The following is a 21748-nucleotide window of genomic DNA, read 5'->3' as shown; positions in this document are numbered from 1 at the left end:
ACGCCATCAGCGATGAGCGTCTCCCAATGATCCGGCGCAAGCTCGTGGCGGGAAACTGGAAGATGAACGGCAACCGCGCCGCTTTGTCTGAGCTGGTCGCGATCGCTGCGGCAGCGCGACCCGACGTCGATGTCGCAATCGCGGTCCCTGCGACGCTGATTATCCCCGCAGTCGCATCGGTGCCGCGCCTCGCGATTGGCGGGGAGGATGTTCATCCGGCAGACCAGGGTGCCCACACAGGGTGTATATCGGCCGCGATGCTGAAGGATGCGGGTGCGACCTTCAGCGTCATCGGGCATAGCGAACGGCGTAGCGACTGCGGGGAAACCGATGCCGAGGTGCGCGCGAAGGCGGAAGCGCTGCATCGTCACGGGCTGGCGGCGATCCTCTGCATCGGCGAGACGCTCGCTGATCGGCAATCGGGTCGAGCGGTCGAGATGGTGGTCCGTCAACTGATCGGCTCGTTACCATCGCAAGCGGCACCGGATTGGTTGTCGATCGCCTACGAGCCGGTTTGGGCGATCGGTACCGGACATACCCCGACCGCGACCGAGGTGGTCGAGATGCATGGCGCTATCCGCGCGACGCTGCAGGATCTTATCGGTGGCGATGCGGCGGCAGTGCGGTTGCTGTACGGCGGCTCGGTGACAGCGGACAACGCCGCGCAGTTGCTGCATGCGGGCGACGTCGATGGAGCTCTGGTCGGAGGGGCCAGTCTTACTGCGGCGACATTCGTGCCGATCATGAACGCTGCACAGCCAGCGAACGCGGGGGCAGGCAGGTTCAGCCGCGCCCAGCAAAACAACGCGGTCGATCACGTGATTGCCGCACAAGCATAGTGACTGCGCTTTCTTTCGTGCGTTAGGTCGCCCATCATGAGATGTCGCGAACGCAACAAGCTCTGTACCGTGACGCCAAGATGGCGCAGCCTGCGGCGGTGCTGTCAAGAATGTCACGGAACAGGTGATGCGGTTGGGGAATTAGCACCTGTGTCGGGCCGGGTTGCCATCTGATACTCCTAGTCCCGCAACCCAGCACAGGCTCAAGGAAACCACCGATGGCTGACCAAAAGGATCTTCCCCACGCATCCGGGCCATCAGGGGGATGGGGATCGATGAAGGGGATGTCGCGCATCTTCGGCGAGTCTTGGCCCGCTGGCGGTGGGGTGCGCAGTCTTGCTCGCCAGAACAAGCCGAAAGGCGTAATGTGCGTGTCCTGCGCCTGGCCCAAGCCGGCGAACTACTCGGCGTTCGAATTCTGCGAGAACGGCGCCAAGGCGACGATGTGGGAACAGACCAAGGCGCGCTGCACTCCGGAATTCTGGAACGAGGAGGCGCATACGGTCACCGCGCTCCGGGAGTGGAAGGACCATGACCTGGAGATGACCGGGCGGCTGACTCATCCGATGCGGTATGACGCCGCGACCGACCGCTATGTCGCCATCAGCTGGGAAGATGCGTTTTCCGAAATCGGCAAGACGCTTACCTCGATCGAGCGCGACAGTGCCGTCTTCTATTCGTCGGGCCATGCTGGGCTGGAAGCTTCCTACCTCTATGCACTGCTGGCGCGGACCTACGGCAACAACAACTTGCCGCAGAGTTCCAACATGTGCCACGAAACCACTTCGGTCGTGCTGACCAAGGTGATCGGTTCTCCGGTGGGGACGATCGTGTGGGACGATCTTGAGCAGACCGATGCCTTCTTTTTCTTCGGGCAGAACCCCGGTACGAACAGCCCGCGTTTTCTCCATCCTTTGAAGGATCTGAAGGATCGCGGCGGCAAGATCGTGACGTTCAATCCGGTGATCGAACAGGGACTGGTTTCCTTCGTCGATCCGCAGAGCCCTGCGGCGATGTTGACGGGTAAGGAAACCAAGATTTCCGACCAATATCATCAGCTCAAGGCGGGCGGCGATGTCGCCGCGATCCTGGGGCTGTGCAAATGCGTGGTCGAGGCAGACGACGCCGCAAAGGCGGCCGGCAAGGCCGAGGTCATCGATCACGCCTTCGTCAAGCAGCACACCACCGGTTTCGACGAATTCATCCGGTCGTGCCGCGACGTGAGCTGGGCCGAGATTGAGCAGGAATCCGGGCTCACCGAAGCGGCGCTGCGCGAGGCGGGCGACGTCTATATCGCCGCCGACAAGGTGATCGGCGTTTATGGCATGGGCCTCACGCAGCACACGCACGGCGCGCTTAATATCGCGATGCTCGTCAATCTGCTGCTGCTGCGCGGCAATATTGGCAAGCCTGGTGCCGGATGCTGTCCGGTGCGCGGGCACAGCAACGTTCAGGGGCAGCGCACCGTCGGCATCGCCGAAAAGACCAAGCTCGTTCCGCTCGACAAATTGAAGGAGCTGTTCGGCTTCGATCCGCCGACCGAGGACGGTGTCAACATCGTCGAGGCGGTCGAGGGGCTGTTCGCGGGCAAGGTCAAGGCATTCATCTGTCTGGGCGGTAATCTACTGCGTGCCGTTCCGGACCAGAAGCGTATGGAAGACGCCTGGGCGAGCCAGGACTTGACCGTCATGATTTCGACCAAGCTCAACCGCAGTCATCTTTTCCCCGGTAAACAGGCCTATATTCTACCGTGCCTCGGCCGGTTCGAGATCGACGAGCAAGTAAGCGGCAACCAGACGGTCACCACCGAGGACAGCTTCTCGATGATCAATGCGTCGGTCGGGCATAGCGAACCGGTGTCGGACATGGTCAAAAGCGAGCTCGCGATCGTCACCGGCATTGCCAAGGCGGCGGTAAAACCGTCGGCCGGGCTGAAGTGGGACGAATGGACCGCGGATTACGGGCTGGTCCGCGATCTGATCGAACGCACCTACCCAGACGATTTTCGAGATTACAACGCCCGGATGTATCAGGCGGGTGGCTTCTACCGCGGCAACGGCGCGCACGAGCGGATCTGGAAGACGCCTGAAGGCAAAGCGGTGTTCACCACACCGGGCCAGCTCAATTCGTTGGGCTTCAAGGATGCGCCAGGTCGCTATCGGCTGATCACGATGCGCTCCAACGATCAGTTCAACACAACGATCTACGGTTACTCGGATCGCCTGCGCGGACTGGAGGGATCGCGCGACATTCTGCTGATGTGCCCCGAGGACATCGCTGAACGGGGTTTCACCGACGGCCAGATCGTGACGCTTGTGACCGACGTTGACGACGGCCAGGACCGCCGCCTCGGCGGGCTGACGCTGACCGCCTACAAGCTGCCGCGCGGCACGATCGCGTCTTATTATCCCGAATGTAATGTGCTGGTTCCGATCGGCCACCACGATCAATTGTCCAAGACCCCGGCGTCGAAATCGGTTCCGGTCCGGGTGGAAGCGGGCGCGTGATGGCAGGTCGGGCGTTTGCGGCTGGAGACCAATTCGGCCGCCTGGAGCATCGTTAGCGATTCCGCTGTTCCTCCACTGGCTCCATTCGGCTGCGATCATCTCGCTAATGAGCGCAGTCGTTTGCCCGTAGCGATTGTGGCTCCGCGTTCGTGCAGGTGGTGAGCGCGATGGCGGCGCTGTTGCTCGCACGCCAGCGGTCGCATTGGTTCAAGCGCCTTATCGAAACCGAGCCGCTGCTGATCATGCGCGACGCATACTTCCTGGAGGATGCGCTGCGCTGAAGGCGCGAGGCGACATTTTGACAAAGCTGCGACGCGCACATCGCGGAGCCTGCCGCACTCGCGACCGTCATCCAAGAGACGATGAGCGGCGGCTCGATTGTGTCCGCAACGTCAGCAACTGAACTCCTTTCCGGCGTTCGCTAGGGGAGTCCCAGAAGACGGTACGGCGTAGCATGGATTTTCCCGACGTCAGACGAAGGGATGTGAGCCTCGAAACTGATGATCCGGGTAGTGTTGCATTATCGACACCCCCTTCGGTCCTCGTCGGCGGCGGGTACATCCTTCGCCGTCCTTCAAGGTGTCACGCCATTGTTGCTGCGATCTCGGTCTGGCAGAAGATGGTCGGGGTCGAGCATAACCGACGATATGCGGCCGGCCGGGACCGCAACCACAGGCTTGACCCGCATCCAGGTTTCGACGGGCAGCTTGATCCGTGTGGTGTGCCCGTCTGCATACTTCACCTCCAGCACCGCCGGCATGACGAGCTTGTCACGGCTTTCCAGCGTGATGTTGGCACCCTTGTCCGGATCGCCGGCGGTATAGGCAATGTTCGTCACCGCCAGATCGAGCTGCCAGTTGTTGAAGAACCAGCCGCGCCAGAACCAGCTGAGGTCTTCGCCGGCTTCGCTCGACATTGCGCGGAAGAAGTCGGACGGGCTGGGATGTTTGAACGCCCAGTCGGCGGTATATTTGCGGAAGGCGGGATCGAACCGGTCCGGCCCGAGGATAACATCGCGCAACAGGCGCAATCCCAGCGCGGTCTTGAAATAGCTGACGGAGTGGCGATACTTTTCGCCCATTACGTCCGGATAGCTCATGATCGGCGGCGCATCCTTGTCCGCCAGCAGCGGCAGGATTTCATCCACCGGGTTGCCGCCGCCGGGAGCATATTCGCTGTCGCGCTTGGGTCCGAACACACCGTTCTTGAACTCGTCGCTTTCGAACGTGTCGATGAAGGTGTTGAAGCCTTCGTCCATCCAGGCATCGCGGCGTTCGTTCGAGCCAACGATCATCGGATACCAGGTGTGGCCGATCTCGTGGGCGGTGATCCAGAACAGCTCCTTGCCTTTATCCGGGATGCCGTCGAACGCCATCCCCGGATATTCCATGCCCGTCGAACCACCGGCGATGCTCCACGCGCTCGGATAGGGGTAGGCGAACCAGCGGCGAGAGAAATGCTCGACCGAGTCCTTCAGATATTCCGTCGAGCGTCCCCAAGCGGCGTCGCCAGCGCTCTCGACCGGATAGACGCTTTCCGCCAGGGCGGTCTTGCCGCCGGGCAGATTTATCCGCGCCGCATCCCAGACGAAGGCGCGCGAGGCGGAAAAGGCCACGTCGCGGGTGTTGGCGAAGTGATATCGCCAAGTCTTGTCGGCATTCGTTACGGGACGGGTGCGCTCGTGCGCAACCTCCTCGGGTGTGCGGATCATCACCGTGGCGTCGCTGCCCGCCGCCTTGGCGAGGCGCGTGCGTTGTAGCGATGTCAGCACTTCCTCCGCATTGGTCAGCACGCCGCCGCCGGCGACGATCATGTCGGCCGGCACCGTGACCGCATAGTCCACATCGCCATATTCGCAGTAGAATTCGGACCCGAGGTAGGGGAGCGTGTCCCACCCGCGCAGATCGTCGTACACGGCCATGCGTGGGAACCACTGGGCGATATCGAAGATCGTCCCGTTCGGCGTGTCGAGCCACGAGTTGCGCCCGCCCCACACGCCGGGAATGGCGTAATGGTAGGCAATCCGAAACTTCAGTTTCGTGCCGCCGCCCTTGAGCGGCTGGTCGAGTCGAAGGTTCATGCGCGTATCGGAGACGACGAACGGGATCGCTACCCAGGTCTTGCCGCGGAGCACTTCCACCGACGCAATAACATAGCCGTCGCTATGCTCGCCCGCGCCGCCGCCCTTTCGCCGCCCACCCAAAACCGCCGCGCGCGAGTCTTGACGGTAGATGTTCTGGTCAAGCTGCATCCACAGGCTTGGCAGGGCGTCGGGGCTGTTGTTGGTGTACTCGATCGTTTCCGTAGCCGTCAGCGTTTTGGCGGAGGTGTCGATCCGCGCGGCGATCGCATAGTCGACCCGGTTCTGCCAGTATCCTGGTCCGGGTGCGCCGTTGGACGAACGGTAGACGTTCACGCCGTCGGGTAGCGGCTGCGCCGCGAATGCCATCTTCGGGTCGAAATCGGCGGCCCGCGCCGGACCCGTCCATATCATGGCGGCAGCACAGGCAGAACGGAGCATGGCCCGTGGAAAAGAATGTCTCATCGCTGCTCCAGTGGAATCATGCGTGCATCATGACCATTCGGCGAGTGCGTTCATAGTGGATGAATGCCCGTAGAGCCGGAAGTTTATCAACAAGCAGCAACACGGTCAGTGCCTTACTAGGCCGAAGACGAACGTCGTACCGGCCTTGCCTAGAAGCCGATGTCGCCCGCAGCGATTTTCTGGTCGCGGGCGGCAAGTTCGTCCGCGTCGGCGGGGCACATCATCGACATTCCGTCGTCTGCCGCCCGGTTCTGCACCTCTTCGACAAAGGGTCGCAAGCCATCCTCATAGTGCCGGAAGGCGGCGGTGTGATCGCCTGGGTAGCGCTCCAGCGCCGCCGCCAGCCGCCCGGCACCGATGATCGCCATCGAACCGCCAAAGCCGGCAAGCGGCGAGACGCAATAGCCCGCATCGCCAACCAGCGCGACGCGCCCGCGCGACCAACTCGGCATCCTGATCTGGTTGATCCGGTCGAAGTAGAAGTCGTCGTCGTCCGCCGAAGCAGCAAGCATCGCGGGCACCTTCCAGCCGAGCGCGTCAAATCGCTCGTGGATCAGGCGCCGTTGCTGCGCACGGTCGCGATAGTCGTAGTCGATCTCGCCTTGGGATCGGAACCCAAACCCGATGTCGGTCCGGTCGTCATAGCCGTTCAGCATCGCCGTCCGACCCGGCACGCTGAAAACCTCCGACATGTTCGCTGCCAGCAAGCCGGTCTGCGGCACCACCTTCAAAAAGAAATAGCCGCCCATGAAGTGGCTGAACTGCTCGCCGTCACCGAAGATCAGCTTGCGCGTGTTCGACCGATTGCCGTCGCAGCCGAAGATCAAGGCGAAATCGCGCCGACCGCCATCGTTGAAGGTGACCGCTACGGCGTCCTGCTGCTCCTCCAGCCGATCGATCGAGCGGCCGAACAGCAGCTCGACGTCGGTCGCCACCGCGTCGAACAGAATATCCAGCAGATCGTCCCGGTGGATCTCGTAGCGTTCGTGCGATGCCTGATCGCCGCCGGCCCCGATTCCCCCTAATGTCACGTCAGCTTCGTTCTTGAACTCGAAACGGCGCGGGGGCAGCGCCTTGGCGCGCACCGCATCTGCAAGACCCATGCGGGTCAGGATGTCGATCGTCTCCCCTTCGATATCGACGGGGGTTCCGCCACGTCGAAGCTTCTGCGCCGATTCGACGATGCAGACGCGGTAGCCGAGCCGGTTCAGCCAGTATGCGGTCGCGAGACCGGCGAAGCTGGCGCCGCTGATGAGCACGGCTTCACCGTGATCTGCCGACCGCGCAGGCCTGATGGTTGACGAAGCCATGATACAGTCTCCAAACTTGCTGCTGATGAACATGTACTCAGTATATATTTATACGCAAGCCATTAAGGACCGAAGGTGGATCGCAGAACCCGCAAGCGCATGGAAACACGTCAGGCGATATCCGACGTCGCCACGCGCCTCTTCATGGAGCGCGGCTTCGATCGGGTGACGATCGACGAGATAGCGGAAGCGGCGGACGTCGGACGCATGACGGTGTTCAACCATTTCCCGCGCAAGGAGGACATGTTCTTCGACCGTGAGCAGGAGATACATGATCTGGCGTTCGACGCGATCCGAACGCGCGCACCCGGCACCTCGCCGATCCAGGCGCTGCGGCTGCTCGCGCATCAGATGATCGAACACCGCACGGACGCTTTCCCGCTTTTCACGGATACGCGCAGGTTCGTCGAAACGGCACAGGCCAGCGAGGCGTTGAAAGCGCGTGCACGACAGATGCGCGACGATTTCGTGCATGCATTGGCCGGCGTGCTGGCAGACGGGATGGGGCGCGGCGCCGATGATCTCGACGCACATCTCGCGGCCGGGCTGATCGCAACGACGTGGAGCATCGCGTTCATACGGGCGCATGCCGAACTGAGTGCCACTGGAAACATCGCGACCGCGACGAGCATTTTCCTGGGCCTGATCGACCGGGGACTCAGCGGCACGCATGCTGCGATGGATGGAACCCCCTTCTAAAGGGCCATCTGGCAAGGTCTGGCAAGGCTACTGAAACAGTTTGAAATGTCTCACGGACACGGCGACATCATGATGTCGAGACAGGAAGTGATCTGATGGCTGCGTTTCCCCCTTGGCTCCACATGCTGGCAATCGCATCGCTTGCGTTGGCATTTTCCAGCGCGATCGTGATCGCGCTGGATGAGCTGCGCCGTCCCCAGAAAATGCGGATCATGTATGTCGTCTGGCCGCTGACTGCCCTGTTCGGCAGCGTGATCTGGCTGGGCGCTTATTACAAATGGGGTCGCGGCCCTGCTGACGGGGATTTCGACAGGCAGGCAAAGCCGCCCTTTGCGGCCATGGTGGTAAAAGGTGCGAGCCACTGTGGCGCGGGCTGCACCCTTGGCGATATCGTCGCTGAATGGACAGCCTTTGCGGTACCGGCGGTGGCGGTGTGGTTCGGCTATGGCAGCCTGTTTGCGAACCGAACCTTCGCGATATGGATTCCTGACTTCCTGCTGGCGTTCCTGTTCGGCATCGTCTTTCAGTACTTCACGATAAAACCGATGCGTGACCTGTCCGTCGGGCAGGGTATCTGGCAGGCAATCAAGGCGGACATCGCATCGATCAGTTCGTGGCAGATCGGCATGTACGGCGTTATGGCCATCATCCAGTTCCTGATCTTTCTTCCTGTCTTCGGTGGCGTCGCGGAAGTGAACAGCCCTGAATTCTGGTTCGCGATGCAAGCAGCCATGATCGCCGGCTTCGCCACCGCATACCCGGTCAACTGGCTGCTGATCCGCGCGGGTGTAAAGGAAGCGATGTGAGCAGTGACCGGTAAACCGCGACGGGTCAACGCGATGCGCAAGCCCGGCGCGTGGCGTCGGCAACGGCAGGTCAGAATGTCGAACGCACCTCGGGGAACCGCACTTCAACACGCAGGCCCGGCCGATTGTCGAGCAGGTGCAACGTTGCGCCATGCACGTGCGACACGACATCTACGATACTAAGGCCGAGGCCGCTTCCAGGCGTGGTTCGGCTATCGTCGAGCCTGCGGAACCGACCGAGCACTTCCTGCCGGTAATCAGTGTCGATACCTAGCCCATTATCGGCGACGATCAGCACGGTACGTCCTTGCTGCACCGCCAGCTCTACCGTGATGATACCGCCGGCGCACGTGTACTTGATCGCATTGTCGAGAAGATTTGCTCCCAGCCGCCCAAGCAGCGAGCGTGACCCGAGCACCAGCGCCGTCGTCAGTTCTGCTTCGAGCGCTATGCCCTTTTCCTCTGCCAGCGGCTGGTAGATCTCGACGAGCTCGCGCAGGATCGCATCGAACTGCAGTGATACGAAGGTTGAAGCGGGTGTGGCCTCGGCGCGACTGAGACTTAACATGTCGTCGATCAGGTGCAGGATGCCGTCAAGATCATGCCGCGTCTCTTCTAGGATATCGCGCTGGGCTGATCCCGCGTCTGCCTGCATGTCGGCGAGTTCCAGCCGCGTTCGAATACGGGTAAGGGGGGTCTTCAAATCATGCGCCATACCGTCGGTCGCGGCGCGGAGCGACCCTACCAGCCTCTCGACCTCACCAAAGGTGCGGTTGATCGTCTCGGCCAGCCGGTCATATTCGTCACCACGCGGTGACACGGGCAGGCGCTCAGCGAGTTGGCCCGAGAGGAAGCGCTCTCCCGCCTCCGATACCACCCGCACGAACGCAAGACCGCGACGACTATGCCACCAGCCAAGCAGGAGGCCGAGGGCGCCCGTCGCGAGCAACGACCACGACAGCGCGGAAAGATAGCGTTGTCGCAGGGTCGCACGTTCGTCCGCGAAATCGCCCACCAGCAAACGGTCGCCGCCATCGAGCAACACCGCACGCGCTTCTACCCAGCGCCGGCTGCTTTCGCCACGCGTGTTGGCAACGCTGGTTTCGAAACTTCGGAAGCCGGTGTCGGTGATCTCAGCCGGCCAGCTTGCAAGATTGCCTGCAATCGGCGTGCCATCAGGCAGCGCCAGAAGGTAGAAGAACTCGTGAATGCGCGGCACCGCCTGTTGTCGCTCGATCGCCTGTGCGACGCCGTTCATGCCCTCGCTACGGTAACGATCAATGAGGCCGGTCATTTCGTCATCGACGACCGCCCGCCGTTGAGCTTCAAAGGTGCGGGCGGTCTGGATGTACTGTAGCGTCAGGGCGACACCCGTCGAAATGAGCGCGATCAGGGTGATCCACAAGGCGCCGCGCCAGGCCGCGCTTCGGGTATGGCGGCGCTTAGTCGGCATCTAGCCGGTAGCCCGCGCCGCGGACCGTTCGGACCATCGGAGTTTCGCCTTCGCCGTCGATCTTCGCGCGCAGGCGGCTGATGTGCACGTCGATGACGTTTGTGCCCGGATTGAAATCGTAATCCCAGATTGCCTCAAGCAACATAGTCCTTGTGACGACCTGACCAGCGTGGCGCATCAGATACTCGAGCAGCTGGAATTCCTTGTTGAGCAGCTCGATCTGCCGGCCGCCACGACGCGCGGACCGGCCAAGCAGATCCAGCGTCAGACTACCGATCTGGCGCCGCGACGCAGGCGCGGGATGCTCGCTGCGGCGCCTGACGATCGCCTCCAGGCGTGCGATCAGTTCCTGAAAGGAGAACGGCTTGGGTAGATAGTCATCTCCGCCCGCTCGCAGACCAGCCACGCGATCCCCGACCTCTCCCAAAGCTGACAGGAGCAGCACCGGCGTGCGGTTTCCCTGCGCACGCATTGCCTGCAGTACGGCGAGTCCGTCGAGCTTCGGCAGGTTTCGGTCAAGGATCAGCGCATCATAGTCGTGCGTCAGCACCGCCGTGAGGCCCTCGACGCCATCAAGCGCAGTGTCGCAGCTATGACCGAGTTCCATCAGCCCGTGCCGCACGTAGCTGGCGGTCTGCGCATCGTCTTCAACCAACAGCAGCTTCATCGCGCGCCCTCTGCGACCGACCCGTAGCAGGGAAGGGGACGCCCGGCGATCCCGCCGGTTCCGACCAAGGTGCCAGCCTAGGCGTTGTGCTCACCTCCGATGCGAAGGTTTAGCGAAAGTTGTCGGCCGTCGCGTAGCACCGTTACCGGTACGCTAGAGCCGGCTCTTGCATCGGCAACCATGCGCGATAGCGTCCGACTGTCTTTAACCTGATGCCCGGCGAACGTACGCACGACATCCCCCTGCTTGACCCCGGAGAAGAAGGCTGGACTGTCGAGATCGACGCTGGCGACGAGCGCACCGTCGGTGTTCTTCATGCCCATGGCATCGGCTATATCTGGCGTCACGGTCTGCAGCGCTACGCCAATGTGTCCACGTGACACGCTACCATGTGCGATGATCTGGTCGGAAACGCGTTTGACCATGGCTTCGGGGATCGCGAAGCCAATGCCTACATTGCCGCCCGAGGGTGAGAAGATGGCGGTGTTCATACCGATGACCCGACCATCGCCGTCGAACAGCGGCCCCCCGGAATTTCCTGAATTGATTGCCGCATCGACCTGCAGGAAGTCATCGTACGGGCCCTCACCAATGTCGCGGCCCCGTGCCGAGACGATGCCAGCGGTCACCGTGTTGCCTAACCCGAAGGGGCTGCCGACAGCGAACACGCTGTCGCCGACGCGTATGTGACCACTGTCTCCCCATTCGACTGGTTGGAAATTGCCCGTGCCGTGGATTTTCACCACCGCCACGTCCGTCTTGGGATCGGTCCCCAGAACCGTTCCATCAAACTCGCGCCCGTCGCTCAGTTGCACCTTCACTTGTGTCGCACCGTCGACGACATGATTGTTCGTGAGTACAATACCGGAGCGATCGATGATGAAGCCAGATCCGAGCGCTCCTTGGAGCGGCGCTTGTTGAGGCGTACCGTCGCCCGCCCCGAACTGAGGTCCGAAGAAGCGTTGCAGTTGATCCTGCATGGAGCCGTCCGACCCCTCTCCGTCATTGTCGCCGAGTGGCATCGCCATGCGCTGAGCTTCGGCATGTTTCATCACCTTGATCTGCACGACGCTCGGCCCGACAGCCTGAACCATGTCGGCAAGAGCGTGGGGTTGGCCGGAACCCACGTGCGCGACCGCCGGGGCGACCACGGCACGACTGACGTCGCTATCTCCAAGCGCTAAGGCGCCCGTGGCGCCGATCGCCGCACCACCCGCCAGCAGCAGCGCCGCGAGCTTTGACGGTCGTTTGAAACCTTTGTGCGATTGCATCATGTGATCCCGATAGAATTAGCGTAGGTCCTTTCTGCGCCGCGAGGTTCAACTGGGCCTGTGACCGGGATTAAATCGATGTAATGGTCGGCGGCTGTCTGAACTGGCATGGTGCACGCGCTCAAGCGGCGGCTGGTTCTAGCCTGAATGGCTCCGGTGAGGCCTGTCGAATAAGATTATCACGTCGTTTAGGCTCGAAGGATGTCCGCCTCATCGACGCACCTGAATGTCATGCGATCCGGCGGTGCGCCGACGATCGACGTATCGATTCCGTTGATCTGGCGGGTTTATGGCGTTTGAACGCGCGAGACCAACATGTGAGTCTTTGCGCCGTTTCCACCATCTAAGTTGTTGAAAAACAACGAATGGTGACCCCTACGGGATTCGAACCCGTATTTCAGCCGTGAAAGGGCCGCGTCCTAACCCTTAGACGAAGGGGCCATACCGCCGACAGGCGGGCGTTGGGCGCTGCTAGGGAAAGAGCGCCGCGAGGTCAAGCCTCTATTCGGCCCAGGCCGCATCATCGAGGTGGAGTTCCGCCGCCGGTCTGGCGCCCCAATCGTCGATTTTCGCGCGGCCGGCGAGCCACAGGCGGCGGTGGGGCGGGGCGCCGAGCAGTGCTTGGCCGAGCAGCGTGTCCGCCGCGCGGAACGCGACCGTCTTTAGCGGGCGTCCGTCGTCGCCGCTGGCAATCGCACGGACATGACCGTTGCCGACGATATCGGCCTTGATGATCCGCACCGGGCCTGCGACGATGCGCGGCGCGGGCCAACCCATCCCGTACGGGCCGCCCGCCTCCATCGCCTCCACGAGCAGCGGGTTTACGCCACCGGGGGTGAGCAGCGCGTCGACGAGCAGCGCACGGTCACCGATCGAGCGGGTGACGGCAGCCTCGAGCCGTTCCTCCAGGAAAGCGGCGAACGCCTCGACCTGATCCTCGGCGATGGTCAGCCCGGCCGCCATCGCATGGCCGCCACCGGCCACCAGCAAGCCGCTGTCCTTCGCCGCCAGCACGCCCGCGCCGAGATCTACGCCGGAAATCGAGCGGCCGGAGCCTTTGCCAACGCCGTTCTCGTCGACCGCGATGACGATGGCGGGGCGGCCGTATCTCTCCTTCAGTCGCCCGGCGACGATGCCGATCACGCCAGGGTGCCAGCCGTGGCCGGCAACGACCATAACCGCGCGATTGCCTTGAGGGCCGGCGATTTCCTCGGCGGCGGTCTGCACCAGCGCCTCGATCGCGCGCCGCTCCTCGTTGAGCCGGTCGAGTTCGCCGGCAATCGCTTCGGCCTCGGCGGGGTCTTGCGTGGTGAGCAGTCGCACTCCGAGATCGGACTTGCCGACGCGCCCACCCGCGTTGATGCGCGGCCCGAGCGCAAAGCCGAGATCGGAGCATATCGCCGCCCGTGTCAGCCGCGCCGCCGTCGCAAGCGCGCCGAGGCCGATGTTGCGGCGTTGCGCCATCACCTTCAGCCCCTGGGCCACAAATGCGCGGTTGAGGCCCTTCAACTGCGCGACATCCGCGACAGTGCCAAGCGCGACGAGATCGAGCAGGTCGAGCAGGCGCGGCTCGGCGCGCCCGTCGAAATACCCTCGCGCGCGCAATGTCCGCACCAGCGCCGCGCCAAGCAGGAAGGCAACACCCACTGCCGCGAGGTGGCCATGCTCGGCGCCTTCCTCCTCGTCGAGCCGGTTGGGGTTCACCAGCGCGTGAGCGTGGGGCAGGGCCGCGGCGCATTTATGGTGATCGACCACGATTACGTCGACACCAGCGACGCGCGCCATCTCCAGCGCCTCGAACGCCTGTGCTCCGCAATCCACCGTGACGATCAGCCGCGCGCCTTCGTTGGTTAGCCGCACCAAAGCTTCGCCGGACGGGCCGTAGCCCTCCATTAGCCGGTCGGGAATATACGCCCGCGCTTCCAATCCGAGATCACGCAGCAGCAGGATCATCAGCGCGGCGGAGGTTGCGCCATCGACGTCATAGTCACCGAAGATCGCCACCGGCTCGCCGGCCTGCACCGCATCGGCAAGACGATCCGCCGCCCGGTCCATGTCCCGGAAGATCGACGGATCGGGCATGAACGCGCGGATGCTCGGCGCCCGGTGCGCGTCGAGCGCCTCGCGCGGGCAACCGCGCGCCAGCAGCAGTTGCGTGACGAGATCGTCGGGCGAGAAGCCGGGGTCGCGTGCGTCGGTGGACAGCATCCGCCAGCGCCATGGCTGGCCGAGAATCGAGTGCGTGATGTTGAGGACGAGCGGGTTCATCGTGGCGTGCGGGGCAAGCGGTACATGCGCCCTCCCTGCACCAGATCGTGGTTGGTTAACAGGTGCGTGGACCGGTGTGGGATGAATATCACAGGTGCCGACAATCGTGTCACGACGTGCGATCGGCGGATGATGCGATGGTGCGTGTTGGGTCTCGATCATGGCCGTGCGAAACAGAAATAAACTTAGTATTCAGATAGATGCGCGGGTGTTGCGGCGGGCGGTTTGGCATCGCTCACCCCGCAGTTGCTGTCATTATAAAGACACAAACCGACCCTAGCCGCCGCCTTGGGGTCATTCGCAACGCAGCTACTTCATGCTCGCCGCTACGGTGGGTGTCGTCGTACGCGCGGCATCGCGGTTGACCGAACCGACTGTTACCGTGGGGGTTTTCGTGTCCAATTTCGCCATCCGTTCGTTCCTGTTCCTCGGCTGCGCCACCGCCGCGCTGTCGTTCGCGACTGCTGCCTCGGCACAGGACGCACCGGTTGCGCATACCGATGCGGCACCGGCCGACGGCTCGCTGGGGGACATCGTCGTCACCGCCGAGCGGCGTTCGGAGAACCTCCAGAAGGTGCCGATCTCGGTCGGCGTACTGCAGGGCAGCGACCTGCGGGATTACACCGCCGGCGGCAGCGATACCCTGCTCGAACTCGCCAACCGCGTGCCCGGCCTGTATGCAGAGACGACCACCGGCAAGATCTTCCCGCGCTTCTACATCCGCGGCCTCGGCAACATCGATTTCTACCTCGGCGCGTCGCAGCCGGTCGAGATCATCCAGGACGACGTGGTGCTCGAGCATGTCGTGCTGAAGTCCAACCCGGTGTTCGACGTAAACCAGATCGAGGTGTTGCGCGGCCCGCAGGGCACGCTGTTCGGCCGTAACTCGACCGCCGGCATCATCAAATTCGACACCAACAAGCCGACCAACGATTTCACCGGTCGCGCCACCGCGTCGTACGGCACCTACAACACGGTGACTTTAGACGCCGGCGTCGGCGGGCCTATCGTCAAGGACGTGCTGAGCTTCCGCGTGTCGGGCCTGTACCAGCACCGCGACAACTGGATCGACAACACCTACACCGGCACCACCAGCGCGGATGGCACCACTGGCGGCAAGGGTACGCTCGGCGGCTTCGACGAGAAGGACATTCGCGTCCAGTTGATGCTGACCCCGCCGGACACCGGCTTCACCGGCCTGCTGTCGGCACATGCGCGCGACTATAAGGGCACCTCGACGATCTTCCATCGTGGCGGCATCCTCAAGGGCAGCAACGACGTGAGCGACACGCCGCGCGCCTCGGTCGGCCTCGACGAAGGCTTCGGCAACCCGCAGGCGTACAAGACCTATGGCGCATCGCTGAACCTCAAGAACGATTTCGGCGGCGTCACGCTGACCTCGATCAGCGCGTACGAGACGACCTCGGGCTACAGCCGTGGCGATACCGATGGCGGCGTCGCCACCAATTTCGCCGGCAACCGCTATTTCGGCGAGAGCCAGGGCCGGGTGCGCGATCTCGACCAGCTCACCCAGGAAGTGCGTCTCGCCAACGACGGCACCGGCCGTTTCAAGTGGCAGATCGGCGGCATCTATTTCTACTCGCGCGACAATACCGAATTCGACCAGCGTGGCTTCTTCCTGCGCCGCCCGGATGCGAACGGCACGCTGCCGAACCCGAACAACTATGTGCTGCTGCGTAACATCAACACGTCGTATGCGGGCTTCGGGCAGGCGAGCTATGAGATCGTGCCGAAGCTGACCATCACCGGCGGCGTGCGCGTGACCAACGACACCAAGTCGACCCGGCTCGTCATCCCGCCGCGCAACGCATTGGGCGTAGTAACTTTCCCGGCGACGGCGGCACGCTTCGTGCGGCTGTCGGACACGCAGCCGAGCTGGGACGTCGCCTTGCGCTATCAAGCGACCGACGACGTGAGCGTGTTCGCACGCGTCGCGCACAGCTTCCGCGGGCCGACCATCCAGGGTCGCAACGCGGTGTTCAGCTCTGCGTTCGTGACGGCGGGGTCGGAAACGATCACCTCGTATGAAGCGGGCTTCAAGTCGAACCTGTTCGGCAACACGCTGCGCTTCAACGCGACGGGCTTCTACTACAAGGTCCACAACATCCAGCTGAACGGCAACGACGCCAACAACAACGGCCTGCTGTTCAACGCCGATCAGGCGCAGGCATGGGGCGGCGAGGCGGAGCTGACCTGGCGTCCGGTGCCGAACCTGACGATGGGCCTCGGCGCGAGCGTGCTGCATACCGAGATCAACGACAAGCGCGTCTACACGCCGGTGTGCTTCCTCAATGGTGCGGTGACCTGCACCGTGCTCAACCCGACGATCGCGGTGCGCAACGCGACGGGCGTGACGACGGCGACGCTGGCGCAAATCGACGGCAACGCGCTGCCGAACGCACCCAAGTACCAGCTCGACGGCAACGCGCGCTACGACTTCCCGCTGCCCAACGGCGGCAAGCTGTTCGTCGGCGGCGACGTGACGCTCCAGGGCTACACCAGCCTGGTGCCGTACAAGACGGTGGAATACACCACCGACGGCACGTTCGAGGCGGGCCTGAAGGCGGGCTACACCGCGCCGGAAGGTGCCTATGAGATCGCAGTGTTCACCCGCAACGTGACCAACGAGAAGAACCTGAAGGGCGTGCTCGACAACTACAATGCGGCGGTGTTCAACGATCCGCGTATCGTCGGCGTGCAGCTCAGCGGCAAGTTCTGATCGCGGCCTGAGCCTGTCCCGCTTGTAAAGTCGGGCCGGCACGGCAAAGACGGGGGGCTGTTCCGGCGAGGAACGGCCCCCTTTGTCGTTTCGTGAAAGGGTCGTTGTGACCGAACCGATCCCCACCGTAACCGCACGCTATCCGATGGGTGGTTTCGAGTTCGTCGCGTTCATCGCTGCGCTGATGGCCGTCAATGCGCTCGGCGTTGATCTGATGCTGCCCGCGCTCGCGGACATCGGCCGCGACCTGGCGATCGGTACCGCCAACGAGCGGCAGTGGATCGTCACCGCCTATATCTTCGGCTTCGGGCTCGGACAGATCGTCTATGGACCGCTGACCGATCGCTATGGCCGCAAGCGCGTGCTGCTGGCGGCGCTCGCCGCCTTCGTCGCGGCGGCGGTTTTCGCGGCGGGGTCTGGCTCGTTTGCGGCGTTGCTCGGCGCTCGGGTGCTGCAAGGGGTGACCTCCGCCTCGTCGCGTGTGCTCTCGGTGGCGATCGTGCGGGATCGCTTCTCCGGACGGCCGATGGCGCGCACGCTGTCGATCGCGCAGATGATCTTCTTCATCTTCCCGATCCTTGCGCCGACACTCGGCAGTGCGATCCTCGCCTTCGGGCCGTGGCGGCTGATTTTCTATTCGCTCGCGGGGTTTGCACTGGTGGTGCTCACATGGACGACGTTCCGCTTTGCCGAGACGTTGCCGGTGTCGCGCCGCATCCCGATCTCATTCGCCGCGTTGCGCCAGTCGTATCGCTTGACGCTGACCGATCGCTTTTCGATCGGCTATGCGGCCTGCGGTGCGTTGACGTTCGGCGGCATCGTCGCGTTCGTATCCGCCTCGCAGCAGATCTTCGTCGACGAGTTCCACGCCGGGGACAAGTTCACCGTGCTGTTTGCGGTCTGCGCGTTTTCGATGGGGTGCGCGGCGTTCGCCAACAGCCGGCTGGTCGAACGGCTCGGCATGCGGCTGATTTCGCAGAGCGCGGTGCTCGGGCTGATCGTGCTGTCGCTGGCGCATGTCGCGGTCATCACCAGCGGGCACGAGACGCTCTACAGCTATATCCCGTTCCAGGCGCTGAGCATGACCTGCATCGCGCTGTGCGGCACGAACTTCGGCGCGATGGCAATGGAGCCGGTCGGCCATATCGCCGGCACCGCATCATCGGTGCAGGGCTTCATCAGCAGCGTCGGCGCGGTCGCCGTCGCTTCCGTGATTGGCCAGTCGTACAACGGCACGACGCTGCCGCTGGCGATCGGCTATCTCGGCATCGGACTGGGAACGCTTGCGCTGATCCTCTGGATCGAGGGAGGGCGGTTGTTCCAGGCGCGCGCCGCCGCGTGAACGTCGACCCGCGTCATGCGCGACGCTTGCGGGCAGCCGGCGCGGACTCATCGCCGAGCGTCACCCAGACCGGCGCGTGGTCGCTGGTCTTCTCCCAGCCACGAACGTGACGATCGACCTGCGCGTCGATTAGCCGCGGCGCGAGCGCGGGCGAGAGCAGCAGATGATCGATCCGCAACCCGGCGTCGCGGCCATAGGCGTTCCGGAAATAGTCCCAGAAGGTATAGATCCGCTCGTCCCGATGCAGGTGCCGCAGCGCATCGGTCCAGCCCTGATCGACGAGCCGCGCATAAGCGGCGCGGACCTCTGGCGCGAACAGCGCGTCGTCGGTCCAGCGTTCCGGTTTGTAGACGTCCAATTCGGTCGGCATCACGTTGAAATCGCCGGCCAGTATAACCGGCAGCCCGCTGGCGAGCAGGCCGGCGGCATGGTCGATCAGCCGCTCGAACCAGCGTAGCTTGTAGTCGAACTTGGGGCCTGGATGCGGGTTGCCGTTGGGCAGGTACAATGCGCCGATCAGAACGCCGGCGACGGCCGCCTCGATATAGCGGCTCTGATCCTCGCCATCGTTGCCATCGTCGCCGGGCAGTCCGCGCCGCGTCTCGTGGATCTCGCCGACGCGGCTGAGGATGGCGACGCCGTTCCAGCTTTTCTGGCCCAACCAGACCGCATCGTAGCCGAGATCGCGCAGCGCGGCTTGCGGGAACTTGTCCTGCGGCGCCTTCAGTTCCTGCAGGCAGACGATGTCGGGCGCATCTTCCGCCAGCCAGCGCAGCAGCACCGGCAGCCTGCCGTTGACGCCGTTGACGTTGTATGTGGCGATCTTCACGTGCCTTCGTTCCAGCGCATCATCTCCGCGACCTTGGCGGTGAGCGCCTGCATCGTGAACGGCTTGGTAAGCAGCGCCATGCCGGGTTCGAGATGGCCGCCGCCAACGGCCGCATTCTCGGCATAGCCGGTTATGAACAGCACCCGCAGTCCCGGCCGCAGCGCGCGCGCCGCATCCGCGACCTGCCGACCGTTCATGCCGTTGGGCAGTCCGACATCGGTGATGAGGAGCGCGATGCGGGCATCGGATTGCAGCACCTTGAGGCCGGACGCCCCATCCGCCGCGCCGATGACGGTATAGCCGATCTCGTCCAGCACTTCGTCGACGAGGTGTCGGATAGAGGTTTCGTCATCCACGACGAGAATGGTTTCGCCTGCCGCCGCCGCCGCTGCGGCGATCGCCGCTTCGTCCTTCGGCAGCAACACGTCGCCGGCATACCGCGGCAGCACGATCTCGATGGTGGTGCCGCGGCCGAGTTCGGAGGCGATCCGCACCTGCCCATTGGACTGCCGCGCAAAGCCGTAGACCATCGACAGGCCAAGGCCGGTGCCCTGTCCGATCGGCTTGGTGGTATAGAACGGCTCGAACGCGCGCTCGATCGTCTCGAACGACATGCCGGTGCCGGTGTCCGAAACGCTGATGGTGACATAAGGCCCGGGCGGCAGATCGCTGTCGCGCGCCGCGTCCTCGTCGAGGTGGACGTTGGCGGTCGCGATGGTGAGGTGGCCGCCATCCGGCATCGCATCGCGCGCGTTGATGCACAGGTTGAGGATCGCGCTTTCGAGCTGCGTCGCATCGATCATGGCGTTCCATAACCCGTCTTCGGCGATCACCTCGATATTGTTGGCGGGACCGACGCTGCGGTGGAGCAAATCCTCCATGCCCCGGATCAGTCGGTTCACGTCGGTCGGTGTCGGGTCGAGCGTCTGCCGACGCGAAAACGCGAGCAGTCGCTGAGTGAGCGAAGCGGCGCGCCGCCCTGCGCCCTGCGCGGCGGTGATGAAGCGGTCGGCATCGTCGAGCTTGCCGCGCGCGAGCCGCAGTTGCAGCAGTTCGAGGTTGCCCATCATGCCGGTGAGCAGATTGTTGAAATCGTGCGCGAGCCCGCCGGTCAGTTGCCCTACCGCCTCCATTTTCTGCGCCTGGCGGAGCTGGCTCTCCGCCGCGGCGAGCGCGTTGGCCGCCGCCTTCTCCTCGGTCACGTCGCGACCGACCGCGATGATCCGGTCGTCGCCAGGACCGGCCGCCCACAGCAGATCGCGGTAGCTGCCGTTCTTGTGGCGATAGCGGTTTTCAAACCGGCCGATTGCCTGCCCCTCGCTGATCCGCATCGCCGCCGTGATGGTGGCATCGAGATCGTCCGGGTGAATGAAGGCGAAAAACGGATGCCCCACCAATTCGGCTTCGGTCCAGCCGAGCACGCGCGTCCACGCCGGGTTGACCGCTTCGATCGTGCCATCGAACCCGGCGACGAGCATCGCGTCCAGCGACAATTGCCACAGCCGGTTGCGATCGGCCGTCCGTTCGGCGACCTGCTGCTCCAGCGTGGCGTTGAGTTGTTCCAGTTGCTGGCGAGCGTGGAAGCGCTCGGTCTCGTCGCGGGCGATTTTGATGAAGCCGCGCGGCGCGCCCTGCGCATCAGGCGGCAACGGATGCACCGAACCGTTCAGGAACACGCGGCTGCCGTCGTCTCGTAGATGCCAGCGTTCATCGGTCGCGCAGCCGGTGCGGTTCGCGCCGGTCAGTTCGGCGGCGTCGGCACCGGCGGCGCGATCTTCCTCGGTGAAGATCAAGCCGAACGGCTGGCCGATCGCTTGCGCGGCCGGCCAGCCCAGTACGGCGCTGGCACCGGCGGACCAGCTGGTGATGGTGCCGGCGGGATCGGTGGAAAGGATGACATGATCCTTCGCCCCCTCGATGACGAGGCGCAGGCGCTCCTCGCTTTCCCGAAGCGCCGCGTCGGTGAGGACCCGCTCGGTCGTTTCATTGGTGAAGACGAACAGGCCGACGATCTCGCCGCTCGGATCAAGGACGCGCGAGTAGGAGAAGGTGAACCATGTGTCGGCCGGCCCACGATCGGTATCGAGCTTCCACGGCAGGTCGACAAAGCGCTGGCTGCGTCCCGCGAAGGCGTCGTCGATAATCGGTCGGGCCTGTTCCCATGCGTCCGCCCAAACGCGATCGAACCGCTCGCCCATCGCCCAGTCCAGGCGTGGACCGAGCAACGGAAAATACGCTTCGTTGAAAAAGAACGTCAGGTCTTCGCGCCCCCATGCCAAAATCATCGACTCTGGCGAGTTGAGCACGGTGCTGAGCATCGTTTTCAAGATGTCGGGCCATCCCTCCGGAGGGCCAAGCGGGTGTGTCGACCAGTCCCGTCCGAGGATCAGGCGCGTTGCCTCGCCACCGCCGGCGAGGAAGCGGAGCGGTTTCGGCAAGGAAGCGGCATCGCGGTAAACGTCGGAAGTCATG

The 21748-nt window shown here is 63.6% G+C and carries 14 protein-coding genes and 1 tRNA gene; 6 read left to right on the top strand and 9 right to left on the bottom strand.

Annotated elements, in window-relative coordinates; all coding sequences use genetic code 11:
* Positions 1-26: 26 nt before the first annotated feature.
* Both tpiA and OXR00_RS07050 read left to right on the top strand, forming a co-directional pair.
* Positions 27-839 carry a triose-phosphate isomerase gene (tpiA, locus tag OXR00_RS07055; protein WP_267387423.1) on the top strand — a complete coding sequence of 271 codons (813 nt, stop codon included), beginning with the start codon at positions 27-29 and terminating at the stop codon, positions 837-839.
* A gap of 218 nt (positions 840-1057) precedes the next feature.
* A complete protein-coding gene (locus tag OXR00_RS07050) occupies positions 1058-3346 on the top strand; it encodes an FdhF/YdeP family oxidoreductase (protein WP_267387421.1) in 2289 nt (762 codons plus the stop codon).
* 574 nt (positions 3347-3920) lie between these two features.
* Here OXR00_RS07050 and OXR00_RS07045 read toward each other — a convergent pair.
* Both OXR00_RS07045 and OXR00_RS07040 read right to left on the bottom strand, forming a co-directional pair.
* Entirely contained in the window at positions 3921-5840 is a 1920-nt protein-coding gene (locus OXR00_RS07045) for a M1 family metallopeptidase (protein WP_267387419.1), read from the bottom strand.
* Positions 5841-6040: 200 nt separating this feature from the next.
* Entirely contained in the window at positions 6041-7201 is a 1161-nt protein-coding gene (locus tag OXR00_RS07040; RefSeq protein WP_267387418.1) for an FAD-dependent monooxygenase, read from the bottom strand.
* Positions 7202-7276: 75 nt separating this feature from the next.
* On the opposite strand from OXR00_RS07040, the gene OXR00_RS07035 reads away from it, so the two are divergent.
* Both OXR00_RS07035 and OXR00_RS07030 read left to right on the top strand, forming a co-directional pair.
* Complete coding sequence (locus OXR00_RS07035) at positions 7277-7900, top strand: TetR/AcrR family transcriptional regulator (RefSeq protein WP_267387417.1); 624 nt, start codon at positions 7277-7279, stop codon at positions 7898-7900.
* A gap of 95 nt (positions 7901-7995) precedes the next feature.
* Positions 7996-8706 (top strand): DUF4396 domain-containing protein, encoded by a 711-nt coding sequence (locus OXR00_RS07030; protein ID WP_267387416.1) that lies wholly within the window; start codon positions 7996-7998, stop codon positions 8704-8706.
* A 70-nt stretch (positions 8707-8776) separates the two neighbouring features.
* Here OXR00_RS07030 and OXR00_RS07025 read toward each other — a convergent pair whose 3' ends face one another.
* The 5 genes from OXR00_RS07025 to recJ form a co-directional block, all read right to left on the bottom strand.
* Positions 8777-10159, bottom strand: a complete 1383-nt coding sequence (locus OXR00_RS07025) for a HAMP domain-containing sensor histidine kinase (protein WP_267387414.1) — start codon at positions 10157-10159, stop codon at positions 8777-8779.
* Positions 10149-10826, bottom strand: coding sequence for a response regulator transcription factor (locus OXR00_RS07020; protein ID WP_267387413.1), 678 nt, complete (start codon positions 10824-10826; stop codon positions 10149-10151). The genes OXR00_RS07025 and OXR00_RS07020 overlap by 11 nt, the downstream gene beginning before the upstream one ends.
* A gap of 77 nt (positions 10827-10903) precedes the next feature.
* On the bottom strand, positions 10904-12100 hold the full coding sequence (locus OXR00_RS07015) for a trypsin-like peptidase domain-containing protein (RefSeq protein ID WP_267387411.1): 1197 nt from the start codon (positions 12098-12100) through the stop codon (positions 10904-10906).
* Positions 12101-12463: 363 nt separating this feature from the next.
* Positions 12464-12538 (bottom strand) — tRNA-Glu (locus tag OXR00_RS07010).
* Between the two features lie 60 nt (positions 12539-12598).
* Positions 12599-14365 (bottom strand): single-stranded-DNA-specific exonuclease RecJ, encoded by a 1767-nt coding sequence (gene recJ, locus OXR00_RS07005; RefSeq protein WP_267387410.1) that lies wholly within the window; start codon positions 14363-14365, stop codon positions 12599-12601.
* Positions 14366-14681: 316 nt separating this feature from the next.
* Between recJ and OXR00_RS07000 the strand changes: the two genes are divergently transcribed.
* Together OXR00_RS07000 and OXR00_RS06995 are read left to right on the top strand one after the other, a co-directional pair.
* Positions 14682-17105 carry a TonB-dependent receptor gene (locus OXR00_RS07000; protein ID WP_267387409.1) on the top strand — a complete coding sequence of 808 codons (2424 nt, stop codon included), beginning with the start codon at positions 14682-14684 and terminating at the stop codon, positions 17103-17105.
* Positions 17106-17211: 106 nt separating this feature from the next.
* Positions 17212-18447: a multidrug effflux MFS transporter gene (locus OXR00_RS06995; protein WP_346731988.1), complete on the top strand. Its 1236-nt coding sequence runs from the start codon at positions 17212-17214 to the stop codon at positions 18445-18447.
* Between the two features lie 13 nt (positions 18448-18460).
* Here the strand turns inward: OXR00_RS06995 and xth are convergent, their stop codons facing one another.
* Positions 18461-19276: an exodeoxyribonuclease III gene (gene xth, locus OXR00_RS06990; protein WP_267387408.1), complete on the bottom strand. Its 816-nt coding sequence runs from the start codon at positions 19274-19276 to the stop codon at positions 18461-18463.
* Positions 19273-21747 (bottom strand): PAS domain-containing sensor histidine kinase, encoded by a 2475-nt coding sequence (locus OXR00_RS06985; RefSeq protein ID WP_267387407.1) that lies wholly within the window; start codon positions 21745-21747, stop codon positions 19273-19275. Before OXR00_RS06985 ends, xth begins: the two co-directional genes overlap by 4 nt.
* Position 21748: the final 1 nt, after the last annotated feature.

The sequence above is a fragment of the Sphingomonas sp. GC_Shp_3 genome, assembly GCF_026540945.1.
Lineage (GTDB): Bacteria > Pseudomonadota > Alphaproteobacteria > Sphingomonadales > Sphingomonadaceae > Sphingomonas.
This window is presented reverse-complemented; position numbering and strand designations above follow the sequence as displayed.

Coding starts and splice junctions, on each gene's coding strand:
- tpiA (WP_267387423.1), top strand. CDS start 27: ATGATCCGGCGCAAGCTCGTGGCGGGAAACTGGAAGATGAACGGCAAC.
- OXR00_RS07050 (WP_267387421.1), top strand. CDS start 1,058: ATGGCTGACCAAAAGGATCTTCCCCACGCATCCGGGCCATCAGGGGGA.
- OXR00_RS07045 (WP_267387419.1), bottom strand. CDS start 5,840: ATGATATGGACGGGTCCGGCGCGGGCCGCCGATTTCGACCCGAAGATG.
- OXR00_RS07040 (WP_267387418.1), bottom strand. CDS start 7,201: ATGGCTTCGTCAACCATCAGGCCTGCGCGGTCGGCAGATCACGGTGAA.
- OXR00_RS07030 (WP_267387416.1), top strand. CDS start 7,996: ATGGCTGCGTTTCCCCCTTGGCTCCACATGCTGGCAATCGCATCGCTT.
- OXR00_RS07025 (WP_267387414.1), bottom strand. CDS start 10,159: ATGCCGACTAAGCGCCGCCATACCCGAAGCGCGGCCTGGCGCGGCGCC.
- OXR00_RS07020 (WP_267387413.1), bottom strand. CDS start 10,826: ATGAAGCTGCTGTTGGTTGAAGACGATGCGCAGACCGCCAGCTACGTG.
- OXR00_RS07015 (WP_267387411.1), bottom strand. CDS start 12,100: ATGATGCAATCGCACAAAGGTTTCAAACGACCGTCAAAGCTCGCGGCG.
- recJ (WP_267387410.1), bottom strand. CDS start 14,365: ATGAACCCGCTCGTCCTCAACATCACGCACTCGATTCTCGGCCAGCCA.
- OXR00_RS07000 (WP_267387409.1), top strand. CDS start 14,682: ATGCTCGCCGCTACGGTGGGTGTCGTCGTACGCGCGGCATCGCGGTTG.
- OXR00_RS06985 (WP_267387407.1), bottom strand. CDS start 21,747: ATGACTTCCGACGTTTACCGCGATGCCGCTTCCTTGCCGAAACCGCTC.